The sequence below is a fragment of the Rhodococcus sp. 06-462-5 genome, assembly GCF_002258315.1.
Lineage (GTDB): Bacteria > Actinomycetota > Actinomycetes > Mycobacteriales > Mycobacteriaceae > Rhodococcoides.
Genome location: NZ_NOYD01000018.1, coordinates 151,999 through 173,426, shown reverse-complemented (window position 1 = coordinate 173,426; position 21,428 = coordinate 151,999). Strand labels below are relative to the sequence as shown.

Annotated in this window: 21 protein-coding genes; 10 read left to right on the top strand and 11 right to left on the bottom strand. The window is 63.8% G+C overall.

The window, feature by feature from the left end; all coding sequences use genetic code 11:
* Positions 1 to 16 precede the first annotated feature (16 nt).
* The 6 genes from CH251_RS12920 to CH251_RS12895 are packed head-to-tail and all read left to right on the top strand — an operon-like array spanning position 17 to position 6,595.
* Positions 17 to 1,630, top strand: a complete 1,614-nt coding sequence (locus CH251_RS12920; RefSeq protein ID WP_080735656.1) for a DHA2 family efflux MFS transporter permease subunit — start codon at positions 17 to 19, stop codon at positions 1,628 to 1,630.
* The gene (locus tag CH251_RS12915; RefSeq protein ID WP_032391815.1) at positions 1,627 to 2,967 is read left to right on the top strand and encodes an NtaA/DmoA family FMN-dependent monooxygenase; all 1,341 of its coding nucleotides are present in this window, start codon (positions 1,627 to 1,629) and stop codon (positions 2,965 to 2,967) included. Before CH251_RS12920 ends, CH251_RS12915 begins: the two co-directional genes overlap by 4 nt.
* A complete protein-coding gene (locus tag CH251_RS12910; protein WP_256979040.1) occupies positions 2,930 to 3,835 on the top strand; it encodes an NADPH-dependent F420 reductase in 906 nt (301 codons plus the stop codon). The genes CH251_RS12915 and CH251_RS12910 overlap by 38 nt, the downstream gene beginning before the upstream one ends.
* Before the next feature lie 35 nt (positions 3,836 to 3,870).
* Positions 3,871 to 4,770 carry a TIGR03620 family F420-dependent LLM class oxidoreductase gene (locus CH251_RS12905; RefSeq protein ID WP_032391813.1) on the top strand — a complete coding sequence of 300 codons (900 nt, stop codon included), beginning with the start codon at positions 3,871 to 3,873 and terminating at the stop codon, positions 4,768 to 4,770.
* Positions 4,770 to 5,630, top strand: a complete 861-nt coding sequence (locus tag CH251_RS12900) for an LLM class F420-dependent oxidoreductase (protein ID WP_032391812.1) — start codon at positions 4,770 to 4,772, stop codon at positions 5,628 to 5,630. The genes CH251_RS12905 and CH251_RS12900 overlap by 1 nt, the downstream gene beginning before the upstream one ends.
* Before the next feature lie 26 nt (positions 5,631 to 5,656).
* On the top strand, positions 5,657 to 6,595 hold the full coding sequence (locus CH251_RS12895; protein WP_052053426.1) for an NmrA family NAD(P)-binding protein: 939 nt from the start codon (positions 5,657 to 5,659) through the stop codon (positions 6,593 to 6,595).
* A 151-nt stretch (positions 6,596 to 6,746) separates the two neighbouring features.
* Here the strand turns inward: CH251_RS12895 and CH251_RS12890 are convergent, their stop codons facing one another.
* Entirely contained in the window at positions 6,747 to 7,694 is a 948-nt protein-coding gene (locus tag CH251_RS12890) for a LysR family transcriptional regulator (protein ID WP_032391811.1), read from the bottom strand.
* 84 nt (positions 7,695 to 7,778) lie between these two features.
* Between CH251_RS12890 and CH251_RS12885 the strand changes: the two genes are divergently transcribed.
* From CH251_RS12885 to CH251_RS12875, 3 genes are read left to right on the top strand one after another with little or no spacing between them, the layout of a single operon-like run.
* Positions 7,779 to 8,972 (top strand): thiolase family protein, encoded by a 1,194-nt coding sequence (locus CH251_RS12885; protein ID WP_094613506.1) that lies wholly within the window; start codon positions 7,779 to 7,781, stop codon positions 8,970 to 8,972.
* Entirely contained in the window at positions 8,972 to 9,628 is a 657-nt protein-coding gene (locus CH251_RS12880; RefSeq protein ID WP_032391809.1) for a 3-oxoacid CoA-transferase subunit A, read from the top strand. Before CH251_RS12885 ends, CH251_RS12880 begins: the two co-directional genes overlap by 1 nt.
* On the top strand, positions 9,625 to 10,266 hold the full coding sequence (locus CH251_RS12875) for a 3-oxoacid CoA-transferase subunit B (protein WP_032391808.1): 642 nt from the start codon (positions 9,625 to 9,627) through the stop codon (positions 10,264 to 10,266). Before CH251_RS12880 ends, CH251_RS12875 begins: the two co-directional genes overlap by 4 nt.
* 110 nt (positions 10,267 to 10,376) lie before the next feature.
* On the opposite strand, the gene CH251_RS12870 is transcribed toward CH251_RS12875, so the two are convergent.
* The 10 genes from CH251_RS12870 to CH251_RS12825 form a co-directional block, all read right to left on the bottom strand.
* Positions 10,377 to 11,171, bottom strand: coding sequence for an SDR family NAD(P)-dependent oxidoreductase (locus tag CH251_RS12870; RefSeq protein ID WP_032391807.1), 795 nt, complete (start codon positions 11,169 to 11,171; stop codon positions 10,377 to 10,379).
* Positions 11,172 to 11,221: 50 nt separating this feature from the next.
* On the bottom strand, positions 11,222 to 12,298 hold the full coding sequence (locus tag CH251_RS12865; RefSeq protein ID WP_052053425.1) for a zinc-binding dehydrogenase: 1,077 nt from the start codon (positions 12,296 to 12,298) through the stop codon (positions 11,222 to 11,224).
* On the bottom strand, positions 12,295 to 13,365 hold the full coding sequence (locus tag CH251_RS12860; protein WP_032391806.1) for a maleylacetate reductase: 1,071 nt from the start codon (positions 13,363 to 13,365) through the stop codon (positions 12,295 to 12,297). The genes CH251_RS12865 and CH251_RS12860 overlap by 4 nt, the downstream gene beginning before the upstream one ends.
* Positions 13,365 to 14,240: a dioxygenase gene (locus CH251_RS12855; protein ID WP_032391805.1), complete on the bottom strand. Its 876-nt coding sequence runs from the start codon at positions 14,238 to 14,240 to the stop codon at positions 13,365 to 13,367. The genes CH251_RS12860 and CH251_RS12855 overlap by 1 nt, the downstream gene beginning before the upstream one ends.
* A complete protein-coding gene (locus tag CH251_RS12850; protein WP_032391804.1) occupies positions 14,237 to 14,635 on the bottom strand; it encodes a nuclear transport factor 2 family protein in 399 nt (132 codons plus the stop codon). The genes CH251_RS12855 and CH251_RS12850 overlap by 4 nt, the downstream gene beginning before the upstream one ends.
* Before the next feature lie 69 nt (positions 14,636 to 14,704).
* Entirely contained in the window at positions 14,705 to 15,487 is a 783-nt protein-coding gene (locus CH251_RS12845) for an SDR family NAD(P)-dependent oxidoreductase (RefSeq protein WP_032391803.1), read from the bottom strand.
* 13 nt (positions 15,488 to 15,500) lie between these two features.
* Positions 15,501 to 16,502, bottom strand: coding sequence for a sugar ABC transporter substrate-binding protein (locus CH251_RS12840; RefSeq protein ID WP_052053424.1), 1,002 nt, complete (start codon positions 16,500 to 16,502; stop codon positions 15,501 to 15,503).
* Positions 16,489 to 17,481, bottom strand: a complete 993-nt coding sequence (locus CH251_RS12835) for an ABC transporter permease (protein ID WP_032391802.1) — start codon at positions 17,479 to 17,481, stop codon at positions 16,489 to 16,491. The genes CH251_RS12840 and CH251_RS12835 overlap by 14 nt, the downstream gene beginning before the upstream one ends.
* Positions 17,482 to 17,486: 5 nt before the next feature.
* A complete protein-coding gene (locus tag CH251_RS12830) occupies positions 17,487 to 18,497 on the bottom strand; it encodes an ABC transporter permease (protein ID WP_080735653.1) in 1,011 nt (336 codons plus the stop codon).
* Positions 18,494 to 19,990 carry a sugar ABC transporter ATP-binding protein gene (locus CH251_RS12825; protein WP_032391921.1) on the bottom strand — a complete coding sequence of 499 codons (1,497 nt, stop codon included), beginning with the start codon at positions 19,988 to 19,990 and terminating at the stop codon, positions 18,494 to 18,496. Before CH251_RS12825 ends, CH251_RS12830 begins: the two co-directional genes overlap by 4 nt.
* Positions 19,991 to 20,229: 239 nt before the next feature.
* On the opposite strand from CH251_RS12825, the gene CH251_RS12820 reads away from it, so the two are divergent.
* Entirely contained in the window at positions 20,230 to 21,249 is a 1,020-nt protein-coding gene (locus tag CH251_RS12820) for a LacI family DNA-binding transcriptional regulator (RefSeq protein ID WP_032391801.1), read from the top strand.
* The last annotated feature ends 179 nt before the right edge of the window (positions 21,250 to 21,428 follow it).

Sequence of the window (21,428 nt, the reverse complement as noted above, 5' to 3'; positions counted from 1 at the left end):
TTCCTCACCTCGAGAAATGACGAGCACGCTTATGGACACCCCTCCCGCACCGAACGTCACAGCTGCGACATCGACGAACCACCCCGCAGACCGGCTCCCACCTGGCGTTGCCCTCGTCATCGGCGTCCTGATGGCGTCGACGTTCATCGTCTTCCTCAACGAAATGCTCCTCGGCGTCGCCCTGCCCACGCTGATCGAAGACTTCGGGGTCACCCCGGGCACGGGGCAGTGGGTCACCACCGGCTTCCTGCTCACCATGGCCGTGCTGATTCCAGCCAGTAGTTTCGTGATGCGGCGATTCCACCTACGGACGATTTTCCTGGTCGCGTTGTCGCTGTTCATCGTCGGAACGACGCTCGCCGCGATCGCTCCGACGTTCGGCGTCCTGGTGGCAGGCCGAATCGTTCAAGCATCCGGCACCGCCGTCTTCCTGCCACTATTGATGACCACCACGATGCGCCTGGTCCCCGTCGGTCGGCGCGGCAGAATGATGGCGCTCACCACCGCCGTCCCCGCCGTGGCACCCGCGCTCGGGCCGGCGCTGGCCGGTTTCGTTCTCTCAGTTTTGACCTGGCGCTGGCTGTTCATCCTGATGCTGCCGATCGCGATCGTTGCACTGGCCCTGGGCGCATGGAAGCTACGTAACATCACCACCCCGGAGCCGGTGACCCTGGACCCATGGTCGCTCGCACTGTCCGCCGTCGGATTCGGTGGCCTCGTCTACGGACTGTCCCTGCTCGGCGAAGCCTCCGGCGGACACGCCCCGATTTCGCCGTACCTACCGATCGCCGTGGGGCTGGTCGGCGTCACGGCGTTCGTCATACGGCAAATCCCACTGCAGAAACGCGACAGCGCGTTCCTGGACATGCGGATTTTCCTCCGCAAGTCGTTCACCATCTCGCTGCTGTTGATGGTCTTCGTCGCAGGCAACGGGATCGGCCTACTCATCGTGCTCCCGCTGATACTGACCACCGTCACCGGCCTGGGTACCCTGCAACTCGGCCTTTTCCTGATCCCGGGTGGGGTAGCGATCCCGATCATGGCTTTCCTGAGCGGAAGGATGTACGACCGCGTCGGAGCGCGCCCGCTGGTGATCCCGGCCGCGATCGCCTGGTTGGGCGCACTGTGGTTCCTCAGCCAGGTCGACGAGAGCACGAGCGTGATGTCGTTGGTATTTGCGTGGCTGGTGTTCACCAGTACCCAGGCCGCGATGTGGGCGCCGCTCACCACCAGTGCGATGGGGGCGCTTTCGACCGAGCTCTTCCCGCACGGCTCGGCGGCGTTCGCCACCGTCCAACAACTCGCCGGTGCCGCCTTCGGGGCAATCTTCGTCTCGGCGTACACCATTGGGTCCGGTGCACAGAATGCCGGTGTGCTCAGTACCGACCAAGCCGAGTCCGCCGGACACACCGCCGTCATGGCCGCGTGGTGGCTGGGTCTGGTCGTGTTGGTGGGCGCGTTCTTCATCCGAAAGACGCCCAGTTCGACCACCGAGGACACGGACACCGGTGACGCAACCGCCGACGAGACGGTCCCCGTCGCATCGACGTGTGCCACCCCGGCCGACATCGACACAGCCGACGGCTCGTCACCCACCGACACTGCAGTCTGCGAGGCAGCAACACGATGACCGCGAACAAGAAACTGATCCTCGGGATGGGGATGATCGACGGCTACGGCGGCCTGCACGGCGCGTGGCGCGCTCCGCACGTGGACCCGGCGATCTACACCGACGTCGACGCCACCGTCCGTCATGCGAGGGCCGCCGAGCGCGGCAAGTTCGCGTTCCTGTTCACCCCCGACTTCCCCGCCGTCCGCGGCGACGTCGAGCAAAACCCGATCAGCAACCTCATGGACCCGCTGATCGAACTGACCGCCGTCGCCCGCGGGACGACGAACATCGGCTTCGTCGCGACCGGATCGACGACGTTTCAGGAACCGTTCAACACCGCACGTCAGTTCAAGGCCCTGGACGTGCTCAGCCACGGACGTGCTGGTTGGAACGCGGTGACCACCAGTAGTCCTATCGTCGCCGCGAACTACGGACGGCAGATCGCCGACCGCGGCGAGCGTTATCAGCGAGCACACGAGGTAATTCAGATCGTCCAGGGACTGTGGGGCAGCTGGCAGAAAGACGCATGGATCAAAGACCAGGCAGCGAACCGCTTCATCGACCCGGCCAAACTGCAGCCCATCAACATGCAGGGCCAGTACGTCGCCTCCCGTGGCCCCCTGGGGATTCCACCATCGGAACAGGGCCAGCCTGTCGTCTTCACCTCCGGTGGACCCAGCCCGCACCTTCTCTCGATCGCAGGCCGCTACGCCAGCGGTTTCATCGCCGAGGTGTGGACCATCGAGGAGGCCCGCGCGCAACGAGAGCTCGTTCGGAACGCGGCACGCGACGCCGGCCGCGACCCCGACGAGGTCAAGTACATCCCTGGCATCATGACCACCGTCGCGCCGACCGTGCGCGAGGGCCTCGACCGTCGTCTGAAGTATTCGGGCGACGTCATCGACGCCCGCCTGCCACACCTCGGCCCGATGCTCGGGATCGAGATCCATCCGGATCGTTTCGACGAGCCACTCACACCGCAGCAGCTGGCCTCCGCACACGCGTCACCGAGGGACCCACGCTCGGCCAATGCTCTTGCTGTGGCGCGACAGGGGTGGTCCCCGCGCGACGTCATCGCTCATGGCGTCATCGACTTTCACCCCACCGTCGTGGGTCCGGGCAAGCTTCACGCGGACCACCTGCAGGAATGGTTCGAGGCGGGAGCTGCCGACGGCTTCTGGATGACACCCGACATCTACGAGGACGGCATCGACGACTTTGTCGACGAAGTGGTACCGATCCTCCAGGAACGCGGTATCTATCCCACCGACTACGCGGGCTCCACCCTGCGCGAGAACCTCTGCGTCCCAGAGCAATATGGGCTCGACCCGCGCATCACTGGAGCCGAGGACTGATCGATTCGCCGGCCGGGAATGCACTCACGGTCGGCAACGGCCGCGTTCACCAGCGGCGCACGCTCGGCGGTCGTGTAGACCCGGCCCTCGACCGACTGACAACACAATCGAAGGAGAAAAAATGAAGATCGGCATCGTTGGCGCCGGCAACATCGGCAAGACGTTGAGTCGCACATTGAGCGCAGCAGGTCACGAGGTGAAAATCGCCAACTCCCGTGGTCCGGAGACGATTCCATCCGAAGCGGTGGCCACCGGTGCCCGCGCGGTTCACGCCGTCGACGCGGTTCGTGATGTCGAAGTCGTCATCTTGTCGATGCCTTTTCACCGCATGCCGGCCTTCGCGGCGGCGCTCGCCGAGGCACCGGCCGACGCTGTCGTGATCGACACCTCGAACTACTACCCGCTGCGCGATCAGCGGATCGACGCGATCGAGGCCGGCGAAGTCGAGAGTGTGTGGGTGACCGAGCAAATCGGACGACCGATCGTCAAAGCATGGAATGCCATCGGGTCCGCATCGTTCGCCGACAAGGGTGCACCGAAGGGAACTCCCGGCCGTATCGCCATCCCCGTCGCCGCCGACGATGCCGACGCACGCGCACTGGGAATGATGTTGGTCGATCAGACCGGGTTCGACGGTGTCGACGCCGGCCCGCTGTCGCAGTCGTGGCGGCAACAACCAGGCGCACCGTGCTACTGCACAGACCTCACCAGCGAGGAAATGCACGATGCACTCGCCGCAGCCGAGAAAGAACGGTTGCCGAAGCGCCGCGACCTCTCCGCCGCCGTCATCGCCGAACGCGTCGGCGACGCGTCGACGAGTCCTGATTCGGAGTTCGGCGTCCGAATCACGCGGGCGATCTTCATGTGAGCGCGCCCCACTTTCACGAACGGAGAAACCCGACAGTGACGACCAAACCAGGAACCACGACGTTTCCCTCGAAGATCGGTGTGTGGTGGAACAGCGAACCCTGGCCGATCGCCGACGCACAGAACATGGTGCGCGAGATCGAGGCGCTCGGATACGGGTCGCTGTTCATGCCCGAGGGCAGCGGTAAGGACGTGATGGTCCAATCCGCCGCGTTCCTCGGTGCTACCGAATCCCTGGTGGTCGGCACCGGCATCGCGAACGTGCACGTCCGGATTCCGACGGCAGCGGAAAGTGGTGCTCGGACACTGACCGCGCTGTATCCGGGTCGGTTCGTCCTCGGTTTGGGTGTCAGTCACGCCCCGTTCGTCGAGGGGTCGCTCGGCGGCGAGTACCGCAAGCCGCTGTCGATGATGCGCACGTACCTCGAGCGCATGAATTCGGTACCGTCCGGGCTCGAGCCAGGCGCACGGCCGACCCGCCTTCTCGCGGCCTTGGGCCCGAAAATGATCGAACTCTCCGGCGAGCTCGCCGACGGCGCACACCCGTATCTGGTGCTTCCCGAACAGACCCGACACACCCGCACCATCCTCGGCGACGACGCGTGGATCGTCACCGAACAAGCGATCGCCATCGGAGGCGGTGACGCGGACCAACTGCGCCGCGCCCGCAGCCACATACTTCCCTACTCCGGGCTGGACAACTACCGAAAATCCTGGCTACGCCAAGGTTTCGAGGACACTGATCTGGCCGACGGCGGATCCGAACGGCTGCTCCGCGCGCTCGTCGGGATGGGATCGGCAGAGGACGCCGCCGCGTCGGTCACCGCACATCTCGACGCCGGCGCAGACCACGTCGTCGTACAGGTCGCCGTAGACTCGCCGGCAGACGACCCGCTGCCCGATTTACGTGCTCTCGCAACGGCTTTGGACCTGTGATGCGTGTCGGAGTGGTTTTTCCGCAGACCGAGCTCGGCGGAGATCCTGGCGCGATACGCGCCTACGGTCAGCGCGTCGAAGAACTGGGATACCGCCACATCGTGGCCTACGACCACGTCGTCGGTGCCGACCCCGCGGTCCATACCGGCTGGAACCGCGCCTACGACGTGCACACGACGTTCAGTGAACCACTGGTCTTGTTCGGCTACCTCGCAGCGCTGACGCGGAGAGTCGAACTGGTGACCGGGGTGATCATCCTGCCGCAACGTCAAACCGTCCTGGTGGCCAAACAAGCAGCCGAGGTCGATCTGCTCAGCGGCGGCCGGCTGCGGCTCGGCGTCGGCGTCGGCTGGAACGCCATCGAATTCGAGGCACTCGGGGAGAACTTCACCAACCGAGGTGCACGAACGGACGAGCAGATCGCCGTGCTGCGCACATTGTGGTGCGAGCAGAGCGTGAGCTTCGACGGCACGTATCACCGCATCACCGGGGCCGGCATCGCTCCCCTGCCCGTGCAACGACCGATTCCGATCTGGATCGGCGCGGCATCGGCACCGGGATTTCGGCGGGCAGGCCGTACCGCCGACGGTTGGTTCCCGTTGGTGGAGCCGGGGCCCGAACTCGACGACGCGAAAGCCGTTGTAGCCGAGGCTGCCGTAGGTGCAGGTCGTGACCCTGCGTCGATCGGAATGGAGGGACGCATCATCTATACCGGCGACATCGACGCTGTGGCACGCGCACTTTCGGCATGGAAAGAGGCCGGCGCGAGCCATGTCTCGATCAGCACCATGGATGCCGGCCTCGCCACCGTCGACGAGCACCTCGACGTCCTGGCGTCCATCGCCGAGCTGTCGGCCTGACACTCGTCAAAATCCACCTCACAGACATGAAAGAAGATACCGTGGGAAATACTGCTGCAGAACATGACTCGACCAAACCCGTCGTGCTCGTCATCGGGACGACCGGCCAGGTCGGCAAGCTCATGGTCGAGGAGTTCGACCGCGACCCGGGCAACGTCCAAGTTCGTTATGCCGCACGCAAATCCGAGCAAGTCGACGAGCTGCGCGCGGCCGGACGCGACGCGGTTCGCCTGGATCTGGACGACCCGAGCACCTTCGCTCACGCACTGCACGGGGTGGACCGGGTGTATCTTCTCACCGGCTACACCGTAGCGATGTTGACCCAGAGCAAGACGCTCGTCGACGCCGCAGTCAAAGCAGGCGTCAGCCACATCGCGCACCAGGGCATATTCGCCAACTGGGATGTCACCGATTCACACTTCGCGTGGCACCAGCTGATCGAACGCTACATCGAGGAAAGCGGTCTGCAGTGGACTCATCTGCACCCCAACGTGTTCATGGAGGGACTCACGTCGATGACCCCGGTGAAGAACGGCTCGATCTCGGTCTACTGGGGCGATCGTAGAGTCGGCTGGATCGCCGCACGTGACATCGCCGCCGTCGCGGCAACCGTACTGAGGCAAGGTCCCACCCGCCATGGCGGAAAGAACTACTGGCTCTCCACCGAGGTAGCGTCGGGCCCCGAGGTCGCGACAATCCTCTCGGAGGTGCTCGGTACCGAGATCCGATGCGAGATTCGTGGCCCACAGGATTACGCAGCCGCCATTGCTCAGGGCTCGAAAAACGTCGAGAAGTGGTACGCCGAAGCGGGAGTGGACTTCACACAACAAGTCATCGACGGACGAATGGGATACATCGGAACCGTCCGGGACGACGTTGAATTCGTCACCGGCCGCCCCTCGATCTCACTGCGGGAGTGGGCGACCGAAAACCAGGACCGGCTCACAGCTGGCCCCACCGCGTAGTGTTCGAGTCCGGACGAACGGCGGCAATCCGGACTCCCGTCCCTCGTTGTCGTTGTCTTGGTACCGCGCCAGTTCAGCGATGCGGACGCCGAGCGCCGCGTCTTGCTATGTCGAGTCGCCGGACGACTGTAGTTGACCAGGACCGACTGGATCACGTGAGCACCTGATCTTCTGGAGGTTCGGTGCGCACGACGGATCGTACGAGTGCGGCCACTGCTGAAACTGCCGGGGCCATGTCGTTCTTTCGTCGCGCAAGCGACAGCTCCACGGTTTCTGTCGTTGCGAGTGGCTTGTAAACAACTCCGTCGAGGCCGAGATGGCGTACAGGTTCTGGTGCCAGTGCGACACCCAAACCGGCGGCAACAGACACGACGAGGGTCGCGGTTTCGCTGACTTCGATTGTGTGCGGGGTGAATCCGGCACTTGCGCATGCATCGATTACTCGGCGGTGCATCGTCGAGCGGGCCTTCGACGGGTGGGTCACGAAAGGTTCGGCCGCGAGATCGGAAAGGTCCACCACGTTTCTTTCGGCCATGGGAGATGAGACGGGAAGTACTGCCATGAGCCGCTCCGTCCTCAGTCGCTCGAACACCAGTTCCTGGTCTTCGTCGCTCCCGGGCGATCTATCCCCGAGATGGTGATCGGACACGCGGGGTCTGACGAGTACCAGGTCGTACACGCCTGCGCTGAGGCCGTCGAGGAGTTGCGGTGTCAACAGCTCGCCGCGTAGCTCGAGATCGATGTCGGGCAGTTGTTCACGCACGCGGTGCGCAAGCAAGGGTAGGACGTCGTATGTCGCGGTACCGACGAATCCGACCGATACCCGACCTGTGTATCCGCTTGCGAACGCACGCATGTCAGCCTTCGCGTGCTTGAGCGAGTCGATGATCCGTCGCGCATGCTCGGCGAAGCGAGTTCCCGCTTCGGTGATGACAACTCGCCGTGTCGACCGATCGAACAGGCGAACTCCCAACTCGGCTTCGAGCTGAATGATGTGCTGCGAGAGAGCTGGCTGAGCGATGTGACTGCGCTTGGCAGCCCTGCCGTAATGCTGTTCGTCGGCGAGCGTGAGGAACAGCTGCAGAACTCGTGGATCCATACAGGCCATGTTATAAAGATTTTCACTCAATCAAGAGATATTAGGTCTTGGACATAATCAGTCCTGCGGTCCTACCGTGAGCGGGTGACCAAGTCCTCGTTTGTCTATTCCGCCATCCGAACCCCGTTCGGACGTTTCGGGGGTTCGCTGTCTGCGCACCGCCCCGACGATCTCGCAGCCTCGGTGCTCCGCGCGGTCGTCGCGAATGCTCCTGCCCTGACTCCGGATTCGATCGACGACGTCGTGTGGGGGTGCGCCAACCAAGCCGGTGAAGACAACCGGAATGTCGGCCGCATGGCAGTCCTCCTGGCCGGGCTACCGACGAGCGTTCCGGCCACGACCGTCAACCGCTTGTGCGGTTCCTCGCTCGACGCCGTGATCATCGGTTCGCGAGCCATCGATGCAGGGGATGCCGACGTGATCGTCGCCGGCGGCGTCGAATCGATGACTCGTGCGCCGTGGGTACTTCCCAAACCGACACGCGCGTTTCCCGCCGGCAATACGACCGCGGTCTCGACCACGTTGGGATGGCGCCTGGTGAACGAGCTCATGCCCGCGGAATGGACGGTCTCTCTGGGCGAGTGCAACGAACAGCTCGCCGACCGGTTCGGCATCTCGCGGGAGCGGCAGGACGAGTTCGCTGCACGGTCGCATCAGCTCGCTCACCAGGCATGGGAATCAGGTTTCTACGATGACATCGTGTTGCCGGTCGACGGACTCACCCGCGATGAGAGCATCCGTGCAAATTCGACCGTCGACACCCTCTCGGCACTCAAGCCTTCGTTTCGTTCGGAGGGGACGATCACCGCGGGTAACGCCTCACCTCTCAATGACGGTGCCTCCGCGCTACTGATGGGCTCCGAGCACGTCGATTTGGGAATCGACCCGCTGGTGCGTATTGCCGGACGGGCGGCGCATGCCGGCGACCCACCCGAGTTCGGGTTCGCGCCGGTACTCGCGGCCGGCCGGGCCCTCGCCCGCGCAGGAATCACCTGGTCCGATGTGGGAGCGGTCGAACTGAACGAAGCATTTGCGGTGCAGTCGATCGCGTGCGTCGACGCCTGGCTCACAGAAGGCCTTGCAGACCGCGAACTGGTCAATTCCAAGGGTGGAGCAATCGCCATCGGCCATCCACTCGGAGCCTCCGGTGCGCGCCTCATCGGCACTCTTGCGCACCGACTGATCGAGTCCCGCGAACGGTGGGGCGTCGCCGCAATCTGCATCGGTGTCGGACAAGCACTCGCTGTCGTCGTCGAGAACGTCCGCGAGGTGCATTGATGGTCGACATCTGCGCGTCCACGGCCGAAGCCGTCCGCAACATCACCGACGGCAGCACCGTCTTGATCGGCGGGTTCGGAATGGCAGGTATGCCGGTCCAACTCATCGACTCCTTGATAGACCAGGGCGCGGGCGACCTGACGGTGGTCTCGAACAACGCAGGCAACGGCGATACCGGGCTCGCAGCTCTCCTCGCTGCCCGGCGCGTCCGGAAGGTGATCTGTTCGTTTCCGCGGCAATCCGATTCATGGGTGTTCGACGGGCTCTACCGCGCCGGCGACATACAGCTCGAGGTGGTCCCTCAGGGAACGTTGGCCGAGCGGTTACGCGCAGCAGGTGCCGGGATCGGTGCGTTCTACTGCCCCACCGCCGTAGGCACCCCACTGGCCGAGGGCAAAGAGCAGCGCGAGATCGATGGCCGCACATACATTCTCGAATACCCACTGTCGGCAGATGTCGCCCTCATCGGTGCGTATCGATCCGACGAAATGGGAAACTTGCTGTACCGCAAGACCGCGCGCAATTTCGGTCCGGTCATGGCCACAGCTGCTCGCACCACCATCGCCCAGGTAAGCGAGATCGTTCCTACAGGCACATTGGACCCGGAAAGTGTTGTCACGCCCAGCATCTACATCGACAAGGTGGTCGCAGTATGACCGGTCCACTGACCAAAACTCAGATGGCCGCACTCGTGGCATCGGATATAGCACCGGGATCGTTCGTCAATCTCGGGATCGGGTTGCCCACGACTGTCGCGGACCATCTGTCGACCGAATCTGGCATCATCCTGCACACCGAGAACGGGATGCTGAACATGGGGCCGGCGGCCACCGGGGACGAGATCGACCCCGACCTCACCAATGCCGGCAAGGCACCCGTGACCGAACTTCCAGGCGCGGCCTACTTCCATCACGCCGATTCGTTCGCCATGATGCGCGGAGGCCATCTCGACGTGTGTGTGCTCGGAGCATTCCAAGTCTCCGCAACCGGTGACCTCGCCAACTGGCATACCGGTGCACCTGATGCGATTCCGGCTGTGGGCGGGGCGATGGATCTTGCGATCGGTGCCAAAGAGGTGTTCGTCATGATGACGTTGTTCGCAAAGGACGGAAGCCCCAAGCTCGTACCACGGTGCACCTATCCGCTCACCGGCGTCGGATGTGTCTCACGTATCTACACCGACCTCGCAGTGTTCGACATCAGTACCTCCGGGATCACCGTCCGGGACACCTTCGGCATCACACGGGCAGAACTTTCCGAACGCCTCGAGGTGCCGGTACTCACCTCCCATTGACGCGACACCCGATCTCCTGGCAGGGGCGGTCACCCACACCCCCGCCAGGCAGATCACCCGCGTTCTCACGACCCGTGGCTTTGCGCTCGATCCATATATGCGGAACGGGCTCAGACGATGCTTCCGATCGAGCCACCGTCGACGCCGTACACACTCGAGGTGACGTAGGACGCGAGATCCGAGGCGAGGAAGACGACCACATTGGCCACCTCGTGGGGTTCTCCGATCCGGCCCAGCGGGAGGTTTCGGGCTTGCATCTCCGCGGTAATGGATTCCTCGCGGGGCACTGCGTGAATCGCGGCGAAAGTATCTGCAAGTCCGCCGGGCATCGACCACATGGGTGACATGGTCGCGCCGGCGGCGACCGCGTTGACGCGAATGTAGGGTCCTTCGGATTTGGCCAGCGATGTGGTGAAAGACAGGATGGCGGCTTTGGACGCCGCGTAGTCCGGCCCACCCACGATCGGCTGCCGACCGAGGTCGGAGGCATTGTTCACAATGACACCGGCCCGCTGGGCGCGCATGCGCGGAAGCAGATGGGTGGCAGCGCGGACCTGACTGAGAAAGTTCAGTTCGAGGGTGCGCGACCAATCACCGTCGGTGAGGGTATCGAACAGTCCCAAGCTTCCAGCTCCGACATTGTTGAACAGAACATCGACGTGGCCGTCGTACGGAGCCAGCGCCTCGTCGAGTCCGGTGGTGACGCCGTCGAGCGTGATCAGGTCGGCCACGGCAATGCTTGCCTCGGTCGGAAGCTCTGCAGCAAGCTGTGTCAATCCGTTTTCGTCGCGGTCGACGAGGGCAAGTTTTGCGCCCTCGGCAGCGAACGCGCGAGCGCTGGCTGCGCCGATGCCCGATGCGGCTCCGGTGATGACGACGACCTTGTCGCGAAGGTTGGTGTCCATCGTGGTCTGCTTTCTTCGGTGTGGGTCTGCTCGGGTGGTTCGGTACGAGGTCAGGCAGTGACGGGTGGTGCGCTCAGGCCATCGAAGGTATCGGGGGCCAGCATCACCTTGACGTTCGTTGCGGTGTCCTGCGCGGCGTCGAGCGCTTCCACGCCGCGCGAAAGTGGGTAGATTGCGGACACGATCGAGGAGAGGTCGAGTCCGCTGTTGTGCACGTAGCGGATGGCAGACGGCCAGATGGCCGCGGGAGCACCGACGGAGGTGCGGACGAGAAGGTTGCGCTCCTGAATGAGGCCGAGTCGGGCCGGAACCGATGTGGCCGGAGAGATCCCCATCAGAATCACTCGCCCACCGTCGCCCGCTCCCTCGAGCGAATTCGCCTGCGCATAAGGGTTTCCGGATGCTTCGATGACGAGGTCTGCGTGCGGGCGCCCGTCGATGGTTTCGGCCAGATCGGGCACCGAACCGTCACGAGGGTCGAGTGCTCCGGCGGCGCCGAGCTCGAGCGCACGCTCGCGCCGCACGGGGCTCGGGTCGAACACGATAACCTGCGCACCGGCGTGATGGCACTGTAGGAGAGCGTTGAGTCCGATTGCCCCGAGGCCGTGGATGTGCACGGTGTCTGCTGCGCTGACACCGCTGGCGGTAGTCGCCAACGCTTGCCGGACGCAGGCGAACGGTTCGATGACTGCCGCGGTGAGCAGGCTGGTGTTCTCGGGGACGTGGAAGCACAGATCCGCTGGGACGGTGAAGGTTTCGGATGCTGCCCCGTCGTGGGTGACACCGAACCAGTCGTTTCCGCCGAGGTGCCCGTGTCCGAGCACTCGATCACCGGGGCGGAACGCGGTGACTTCGCGGCCCACCGATTCGACGGTGCCGGACCATTCGTGGCCGAGCGAGTGGGGGTAATTGATGCGGAAGTTAGCCGGCATGCGCCCGTGCAGGATTTCGGAGTCGGTTCCGCAGATCCCGACGAACGCAAGGCGTACGACAAGGTCGGTGGGTCCGGCCGGGGTCGGAGGGCGGTGGTGGACGAAGGGGGTTACCGAACCGTCGATGTGATCGACACTCAGCGTCAACGAGGTTGCGCTCGAAGCCGGTTCGGCGACGGATGTGGGTGTGGTCATCGAAGTACCTCGATCGGTTCGGTGCCGGCCCACGCGGCCGACAGCAGGGCGACGAGGTCGGACTCGGTGACCTCGCGGGGATTGCTGTACGGAGTGTTCAGTGCTTGTTCGATGACGTCTTTCAGTCCGGACTCGGGCATGCCGATCTCGGCAAGAGACGATGGGACGCCCAGGGTTCGGGCTGTGCGGGACACGGCGAGTGCAGGGTCGGAGGACCCGGTTGCTCGTTGAAGTGCCATGAGCGCAGCCGGTGCCGCGGTGAGATTGAATGCCATGACGTAGGGCAGAACGATGGCGTGTGTGTCGGCGTGCGGGAGGTCGAACGTTCCGCCGAGGATGTGGCAGAGCTTGTGATGCAGCCCCATCGTGGTGGCACCGAGAGCAGCTCCGCACAACCACGCGGCGTACAGCGCGTCGGAGCGTGCCTCGATGTCCGCCGGGTCGGCTGCGATCGCGGGCAACGCGGTCAGCATCTTCTGCACGCCCTCTTCGGCCATCAGGGAGATGATCGGTGAGGCGTCGGGTGCATACAGTGCTTCGACGGAGTGCGCTAGTGCGTTGAGTCCGCTGGTGATCGAGACGTTCACCGGGAGTCCGACGGTGAGGTCGGGGTCGTAGACCACGGTACGGGGCAATACGCGTCGGTCGCGGCCGGTGCGTTTGACACCGCCGTCGGTGATACCCCAGATCGGTGTCATCTCCGAGCCCGCATAGGTCGTGGGAACCGCGATGATCGGCAGATCCGTCTTCAGTGCGATTGCCTTGCCGAGGCCGGTGGTCGAGCCCCCGCCGGGACAGATCACGGCGTCGGCACCGGCCCGCGAGATGTAGGCGACAGCTTCGTCGGCAATGGCTGCTGGCACATGCATCGCTGCGTGCGGGTACACCCCGGCACCTGCGTCACCGAGAAGCTTGTTGACCTGCTCCCCCAAGTCTTCCTGCTGTGGGGTGGTGATGACCACTGCTTTCGATACACCGAGGGCGTCGAGCTCATCGGAAAGGTGCTGCAGTGAACCGACACCGAAGCGAACCCGCATCGGCAGTGCGTCGTAGATGAATGGCTCCATCAGAGCTGATCACCGCTTTCCTTATGCAAAATGATGTCGATCTCGGCTTCGACAAAGTCCTCCGTGACTCCGCACGGGTTGTCGCTGCCCGCGGGGCGGGGCACGAAGTCCCGCACCAAGGAGTCCTTGACCGCGAAGACGGCGTCCGAATCGAGGTACTGGCTGTTGTTGACGAAGATGTGGGTGGTCAGTTCGCGGTACCCGGGGGCGGTGACGATGAAGTGAATATGGGCCGGACGGTAGGCATGCCGGCTGGTAGCGGCGAGGAGCTCACCCACGGGTCCGTCCGTAGGTATCGGGTAATGCGAGGGAACGACCGAGGTGAAGCGAAAGCGTCCGTCGTCGTCGGCGGTGAACAGTCCTCGCCCGTTGCCACGCAGCTGTACGCCGGGTTGCTGCACGTCGTAGAAGCCGTGTGCGTCCGCCTGCCACACATCGACGACGGCTCCGGGGACCGGGTGGCCGTGCGCATCGAGGATCGCACCGTGTACGACGCAGGACTGCCCGTCGCTCTGCGGTGAAATGTTCTCTCCCAGAGCGCGCGCGGGAGAGTCGATCATGTGGAACGGGCCCAACACGGTCGAGTCGGTGGCGTCCGGTGTTTCGACGTCGTTGAGTGTCTCGACGAGCATGGACACTCCGAGAACATCGGAAAGCAGGATGAATTCCTGCCGGACGTCGTCGCACTTCTGCCCGGTGCGGGTGAGGAAGTCGATGGCCTTCTCCCACTCGTCGTAGGACAGATCGACGTCGTTGACGAAGGCGTGCAGGTGGTGAGTTAATCGTTCGAGGATGTGTTTGAGCCGTGGATCGGCGGTTCCGCCGAAACTGTCGTGGACCAAGCCGGTGAGGGCATCGGTTGTCTTGTCCGTCATGAGTTCACTCCGGTCGCTGCCAGCGGGGTGGGTTGGTAGGCCAGTAGTACCCAGCGTCCGTCTTGCCGGACCCATACCGCGATGCACGAATTGTCGATCGTCTTCTCGCGTCCACCGACCGTCAGTTTCGCCCGCATCCGCCCGATCACCACGGCGGTGTCGCCGGTGATGACCACGTCGGAGATCGGATGATCGATCGTGTGGTAATTGAGTGCTCCGCTGGAAAGTTTGGTGAGGTATTCCTCGAGGGTGTCCCTGCGTCCATCGGAATGGGCGTAGGTCAGGGCGGGGTGAGCCGCTCGCCGGATCGCGTCCGTGTCGGCGGCGATGGCCGCGACGTAGCGGGCGTTCTCGCATGCCACGAGTTCGTCCCGGTCATCGAGTGTGGTGGTCATGTCGTACTCCTGTCGAGACGCTGGATGTGATGTCGACCTGGGCAACGAGCCCCAGCGGGTCGACGGCGATCAGGCCGAAGACCCCTCGGCACCTGTCCGGTAGTCGAAGCCGCTCGTGAGTCCACCGTCGGCAGTGACGGTGGTTCCCAGCAGCGCGGAGGAGGCAGGGCTGAGCAGGAACAGGGCGGCGCGGGCGACTTCGTCGACACCGGTGATGCGTCCACGCGGCTGACGCGCTTCGCGGGTGGCGAGGAATTTGTCCGGGTTTTCGGCCGAGGCGAGGTGACGCTCGAACAACCCTGCCCGCATGGGTCCGGGTGCCAGGATGTTGAACTGCACGTTCGATCGGGCGTAGTCCAGCGCGACGGTGCGAATAGCTGCACTCAGCGCCGCTTTACTGGATGCGTACGCGCCGAGCTGTTGTTCACCGAAGTCGGCGTCGATGCTGCTCACCGCCACCACAGATGCCTGAGGTGCCTCGATCATCGCGGGCAGTAAGGCGCGCAAGGCGAGAACGTTGCCCAGCACGTTGACTTCCCAGCTGCTGCGCCAGGTGTCGAGGTCTTCGTCCACGATGGTGCCGACCTTGAGGATCGCGGCGGAGCCGACGTATCCGAGACTGCCGGTGGTATCGACGGCGGCCCGTACCTCGTCCCAGGTCTGCGGTGCGCTGACGCTGCCCTGCACGTGCTGGTAGTTCTCGTGCTGTGGTGCATCGGCGGCTGCTGCGACATCGACTCCGATGACGTGGACATCGTTGTCGAGCAGCTGACGACCGATTTCGTGGCCGAGGCCACTGCCGGTTCCGCTGACGACGACGGTGGAGGGTAGGTCGATGGTCCAAGTGCTCATGTGAGGTGTGGTCTCACTTTCCGACTGCTTGCTTGCAGTCATCGATGTTGTTTGCGTCGATCGGGCGCGGGACGAGGTACTGCACGTTCTCGACCGGCTGCTCGGCGAGGATGTTCTCGGTTGCGCGGGCGGCGAGGTCGGCATCCTCGAAGGGGCTTTGCAGGACGCTGGCGTACTGGCGTCCCTCGGTGATGTTGGTGTACCCCTCGATGGAGCAGTTGTGTCCCACCATGACCAGGGAAGCAGGGTCGATTCCCTGTCGTTCGGCGGCGACGAGTGCGCCGGCCATCATGTTGTCCGCTTCGGAGTACATGCCCTTGATGTCGTCGCCGCGAGTCTGGGTGAACAGCGTGGCCGAGGCCGAGGTGGCGAGGGTCTGGTCCCAGTTGCCGGGCTGACTTCCGACCACCTTGATGCCGGGGGCGAGTTGTGCGATCTCGTCCTCGAATCCTTTGAGTCGGTCGATGGTGGGCGGCGCTCCGGGCGGACCGACCAGCGCGACGATGTTGCCGGTGTCTCCGTATCCCTTCGCCTCGAATCCGGCGACCATCGCTCGTGCTGCGGCTTGGCCGTTGGCGATGTCGTTGGGACCGGTGTACGCGGTCCAGAGGCTGGTGTCGTCGGTTTGCGGGTAGGAGTTGGTCACCACGACGGGGATTTCCGCCTGCTTGATCCGCACGAGCGAGGGAATGATGGCGCGTGAATCTGCAGGCCACACGATAATGGCGTCCGGTTGAGTGCTGATCGCCTGAGTGACCTGCTGCGCCTGGTCAGCGGCGTTGAACTCGTTGACCACCACGCGTAGATCGATACCCGCCTCGGCCATTGCCGCTTTCAAGGTATCGGTGTGCTTTGCGCAGTAGTCGCAGGTCTGCGAAACCGTGAGTAGGACAACCTGTTTGCGGCCACCGTTCGCGGTTCCGGACGTGCCCACAGCGCATCCGCTCAGCAGCGCGAGTGCCATGAGCACGCTCAACGCAGTCAGGATCCGTCGTTTGATTTCAGACGTGAGCATGGTCGACCTTTTCGATCTTGGTGGACACTCGTTCGAGTGCTCGACCGACGAGCCGGTCGAGAGGGACATCGAGCAGCAGGATTGCCAGAAGAATGACTCCGGAGACCAATTGCACTGCGGCAGTGGGGGCCCCGTGGTAACTCATCGCGTTGCTCAGGACCGCCAGTAGCAGTGCCCCGGCGATCACCCCACTGAGGCGCCCCTTCCCTCCGGTGAGTGCGATACCGCCGATAATTGCTGCGGTGACTGCCTGTAGCAGGAAGTTGAGATTGTTCCCGGGTTGCCCGGCGGCAAGGGACAGTCCTTGCAGGGATCCGGCTACGCCGGCGAACACGGCACTGATGACGAAGACGCTGACCAGAGCGCGCCCGGTGGGCATGCCGGAGAACCGGGCGCGGTCGATGTCGCTGCCGACCGCGCGGGTGGTCACTCCGAACCAGGTTCGGTTGATCAGCAGTACGGCGAGGCCGATGAGCACGAACGCCACGATGCTGCGGGGCGAGAGAACGGCAGCGATCGGGTCATCGAGCCATAAGCCGAATTGATAGTTCGGCATGGTCACCACGTCACCACCGGTGACCCAATATCCGATTCCGGTGACGGTCACGAGCGAGCCGACGGTCACCGCGAGCGAAGGAACCGCGAAACGCCATGTCAGGTAGCCGTTCACGACGCCGACAGCTGCAGACACCACAATTGCCGCGATGATTCCCACGGCGATGCCGTGAGTTTGACCGAGTTTCACGGTGATCAGTCCGGCCAGCGGCATGACACCGGCGATCGACAGATCGAATTCACCAGCGATCATGACGATGGCCAGACCACACGCCACGAGAGCCAGCGTGGAGAAGCTCGAGACGAGCGCAAACATGTTGCCGCTGTTGGTGTATCCGGGTGTGAGCGCGATCGCCACGAGCAGCGCAACGGCTGCAGCGCCCAATGCGATCCACGTTCTGATGTTCCAATAGACAGAGACCATGAGAGTTACCGCTTTCCGGCAGCGGACTTCGAGGTGGCTCCGGTCACGACGACCGCGACGAGCACCAGGAGGCCCTGGAAAATGAGTTGGTCTTCATAGGACAAGCCCATGAGCACGAGCATGTTGGCGAGCAGTCCCACCAGCAGTGCGCCGACCGCGGCATTGAGGGGGTTTCCGCGTCCGCCTTTGACGCTGATGCCGCCCACGACGACTGCGATGATCGCGTCGAAACCGTACGAGGCTCCGAGTGTGAGGTTTCCTTGCCCTGATTCCGAGGCGAGGAGAGCGCCGGCGAGTGCGGCAAAAGCACCGGAGATGACGAACGCTGCGAGCACCCGGGGCCAGGCGCGTAGACCGGCCACCGCGGATGCCTTTTCGTTGAGACCGATGAGGGTGATGGCGCGCCCGATGCTCGTGTAGTTGTGCAATCCGGCAGATATACCTGCCACGACCAGGAACACGATGACCTCGAGCGGGATGGCACCGAACACCATCGTGGAAAAGACGGACGAGTCACCGTCGCCGATGACGTTGAGCCCGCCGGTGATCAGCTGGGCGATGCCGAGAATGATCGCGGACGCGGCAATGGTCGTCACGATGGGGTTCGTTCCCGCGATTCCTACCAAGATGCCCTGCGCGATGCCGGTCAACGCGCCGAACCCGACGGCAAGTCCGAGTGCAATCCAGGGGCCGAGGTGCAGCGATCCGGCGAAGATGATGGCCGAGGTGGCAACGACGGCGCTGAGCGAGAGCGAGAACAGTCGTCCGACGATGGTGATCATGGACATGCCGACTGCCGCAATGCCCACCAAAGAGATCGAAAGCATCAGTGCGCGAATGTTGTTCGCCGTAGCAAAGCCGGAGACGAAGATGCACGCGAAGACGAACAGCACGGCTGTGACGGCAATGATCACGCCTGGGCCGGTCGGTATCGGAAGCCGGTTCCGGCGGGTGGGATCGGTGGATGGCGCTGTGGATGCGGCATCCTGAGAGGGTTCGAGTCGCGATGATGTCATGAGGTTGCTCCGTGCAGGATTTCGGACAGCAGCTGAGCGTCGTCGACAGTGCTGGTGGGTCGGTCGGCGACGATGCCGCCGCGGAACATGGTGATGACGCGGTCGCCGAGTTCTCTGAGTTCGACGATGTCGCTGGAGTAGACGATGACGGCGACGTTCTGGTGGGCCAGTGCGCGGATGACTTTGTAGATTTCCGCGCGTGCACCGACGTCGACGCCGCGGGTGGGTTCGTTGAGGACGAGAACCTTCGGTGAGGTGGCGAGAGCACGGGCGATGGCTATTTTTTGTTGGTTTCCCCCGCTGAGCGAGCCCACGGGTACTCCTACTCTGGTGGGGTCGAAAGCAACCATCGACGCATACTTCTCCGCCAGTTGCTTTTCGCGTCGACCGCTGAGGAATGTGCGGATCGAGACTCGTCCGAGGGCACCGGAGCTGATGTTGCCTGCGACCGAGTAGTCGAGGAAGACACCCTCGATCGTGCGGTCCGCTGAAACGTAGGCGATACCGTCCGCTTGTGACGCCGGCCGAGAGCCGAGACGGACTGGCTTACCGTCGATACGCACCTCACCCGATGAGGGGTGCGTGAGTCCGGCGAGCGCGCGGATGACCTGATCGGCGCCTGATCCGATCTGGCCGAACACCGTGAGCACCTCGCCGGGCTGGACTGCGAACGAGACGTCGGTGAACTGGTGCGGAGCGGTGAGGTTGGAAACGGTGATCAGGCGGCGCTCCGCGAGTGGCGGTAGGCCTTCGATCGGTTGCGCGGCGGCGGCGGTGTGTTCGTGTCCGAGCATCATCGTCACCACTTGGTTCATCTCGAACTCGGTGGTCACGTCCGAGGCGACGACCCTGCCGGATCGCATGATGGTGATGCGATCTGCGAGCGTGAACACTTCGCCGAGCCGGTGGGTGATGTAGACGATGCCATGCCCCTTGGCCACGAGATTGCGCACGACTGCGTGGACGCGTTCGATCTCGTTGTCGGACAACGTCGCCGTCGGCTCATCGAGGATCAACACTTTCGCATCGGCGTAGACGCCGCGGGCGATCTCGAGAAGTTGGCGTTGAGCGAGCGGCAGTGACTCGACCGGCATGTCCAGGTCCAGACCGCCGAGTCCAGCTTCGTCGAGTGCGGAGCGTATGCCGGCTTCGAGCGCGCCGTGGCGAAGAAAGATGCTTCGTCCGTCGTAGCCTCCCATCTCCATGTTTTCGCGTACCGAGAGCTCGGGGACGACGGACAGTTCCTGGAAGACCATTGCCACATCGAGGTCGCCGCTTCGGCTGCCGATGAGCTCGCCCTCGTCGGCGGTGTACACCCCCGCGATGATCTTCATCAGGGTGCTCTTGCCGGCACCGTTCTCGCCGAGCAGGGCGTGCACTTCGCCGCCGTGGAAATCGATCGAGACGTCGTCGAGGGCTCGTGTGCCGCCGAAGGTCTTGCTGATCCCGACCACGCGCATCAAAGCGGTGCTGCCCGCCGAAGTGAGAGCCACGTCAACCTCCTGTGTAGGTGTGCGCTGAATCACGGATGCAAGCGCTCGCATAACTATGACGATGCAAGCGCTTGCTGTCAACCACCTCTAGCCATACCGCCTCTGAAATGCTGAGATATGCAGCGTTCGTCCACCGAGGATTGAGCAGATCAGCCAATATCGTGCATGCGCTTGCATCGTGGCCGTACGATGTGAGCGTTCGGCCACGACGTGTGGTCGCGGTACATGGGAGGCCTTGCATGCGCGCTCGACTCGAGGACGTAGCTCGGCAGGCCAATGTGCATCCGGCGACAGCCTCGCGGGCGCTGAACGAACGCACACGCCACCGGGTGAGTCCCGATACCCTCAATCGAGTACTCGCCGTGGCACGCGAGCTCAACTATCTACCCAACAGTATGGCTCGTAGCCTCGCCAGTGCGCGGTCGTTCACGATCGGGGTGATCGTCGGCGATCTGGCGGTGCCCTTGTTCGCGGACCTCCTCCGGGGTATCGACGACGTGGCGACGGCCGCCGGGTACTCGACTCTCATCGTCGACACCGCCAACGACCGCGGTCGTGAGCTCACCCATCTTCGAAACCTGGGGGCGCAACGCGTCGACGGGCTGGTCGTCACCACGAACATGCTGGGCGATCCCGATGGATCAGCACGATTCACCGCGATAGCGCCGACGATCAATCTGCTGCGCGCATCGGAACAGGCCACCGAACCGGAGGTGGTCAGCAACGACGAATCCGGGATGCGCCAGATCGTCGATCACCTGGTGTCGTTGGGCCACAGTCGCATTGCGCACGTAGCTGGGCCGCCCACGATCAGTACCGCGGTGGCGAGGCTGCGTGGCTACCGCTTAGCCATGCTCGAGCACGGTCTCGTTCCCGACGACGATCTGATCGTCACTGTCGACCAGATCGGCCCCACCCAGGGCCGAACCGCCTGTGGCTGGCTCGTAGAGAACACCGATTGCACCGCAATCACCGGTTTCAACGATCTGGTCACCTTCGGTGTACTCAAGGAACTTCGCGCTCGAAAGATCGGGTGCCCCGACGACATCAGTGTCGCGGGATACAGCGATATCCCAGCAGCCGATCTTGTACATCCGGCTCTGACGACGGTGTCGGTCGACCACTACGAGATGGGCGCCGAAGCGGCACGGTTGTTGCTACGGACGCTCGATGATTCCGGCGATCACCACGCGGCGTCGGTGCGCTTCCCCGTGCACCTCGTAGTGCGTGAATCCACGGGGCCTGTGTCCGCCCGTTGACCGGTCGGCGGCATCGGATCGACTGCACTGCCCAGAACAGGGCCGTGAAGTGAGTTGCCTTTCAGCGTCCTCATGTGGCAGTCCGCAGGGTTCGCTGCGCCGCCGGGAGGGCCACAGTCAATCTGTGCGCTCGAGTACAGCGCGATATCGGTCAGAGCGTCCCTGACAGCGCAACACGT

Coding starts and splice junctions, on each gene's coding strand:
- CH251_RS12845 (WP_032391803.1), bottom strand. CDS start 15,487: ATGAGCACTTGGACCATCGACCTACCCTCCACCGTCGTCGTCAGCGGA.
- CH251_RS12830 (WP_080735653.1), bottom strand. CDS start 18,497: ATGACATCATCGCGACTCGAACCCTCTCAGGATGCCGCATCCACAGCG.
- CH251_RS12835 (WP_032391802.1), bottom strand. CDS start 17,481: ATGGTCTCTGTCTATTGGAACATCAGAACGTGGATCGCATTGGGCGCT.
- CH251_RS12880 (WP_032391809.1), top strand. CDS start 8,972: ATGGTCGACATCTGCGCGTCCACGGCCGAAGCCGTCCGCAACATCACC.
- CH251_RS12900 (WP_032391812.1), top strand. CDS start 4,770: ATGCGTGTCGGAGTGGTTTTTCCGCAGACCGAGCTCGGCGGAGATCCT.
- CH251_RS12895 (WP_052053426.1), top strand. CDS start 5,657: ATGAAAGAAGATACCGTGGGAAATACTGCTGCAGAACATGACTCGACC.
- CH251_RS12820 (WP_032391801.1), top strand. CDS start 20,230: ATGCGCGCTCGACTCGAGGACGTAGCTCGGCAGGCCAATGTGCATCCG.
- CH251_RS12850 (WP_032391804.1), bottom strand. CDS start 14,635: ATGACCACCACACTCGATGACCGGGACGAACTCGTGGCATGCGAGAAC.
- CH251_RS12870 (WP_032391807.1), bottom strand. CDS start 11,171: ATGGACACCAACCTTCGCGACAAGGTCGTCGTCATCACCGGAGCCGCA.
- CH251_RS12875 (WP_032391808.1), top strand. CDS start 9,625: ATGACCGGTCCACTGACCAAAACTCAGATGGCCGCACTCGTGGCATCG.
- CH251_RS12910 (WP_256979040.1), top strand. CDS start 2,930: ATGGGCTCGACCCGCGCATCACTGGAGCCGAGGACTGATCGATTCGCC.
- CH251_RS12860 (WP_032391806.1), bottom strand. CDS start 13,365: ATGGAGCCATTCATCTACGACGCACTGCCGATGCGGGTTCGCTTCGGT.
- CH251_RS12840 (WP_052053424.1), bottom strand. CDS start 16,502: ATGCTCACGTCTGAAATCAAACGACGGATCCTGACTGCGTTGAGCGTG.
- CH251_RS12915 (WP_032391815.1), top strand. CDS start 1,627: ATGACCGCGAACAAGAAACTGATCCTCGGGATGGGGATGATCGACGGC.
- CH251_RS12890 (WP_032391811.1), bottom strand. CDS start 7,694: ATGGATCCACGAGTTCTGCAGCTGTTCCTCACGCTCGCCGACGAACAG.
- CH251_RS12855 (WP_032391805.1), bottom strand. CDS start 14,240: ATGACGGACAAGACAACCGATGCCCTCACCGGCTTGGTCCACGACAGT.
- CH251_RS12920 (WP_080735656.1), top strand. CDS start 17: ATGACGAGCACGCTTATGGACACCCCTCCCGCACCGAACGTCACAGCT.
- CH251_RS12865 (WP_052053425.1), bottom strand. CDS start 12,298: ATGACCACACCCACATCCGTCGCCGAACCGGCTTCGAGCGCAACCTCG.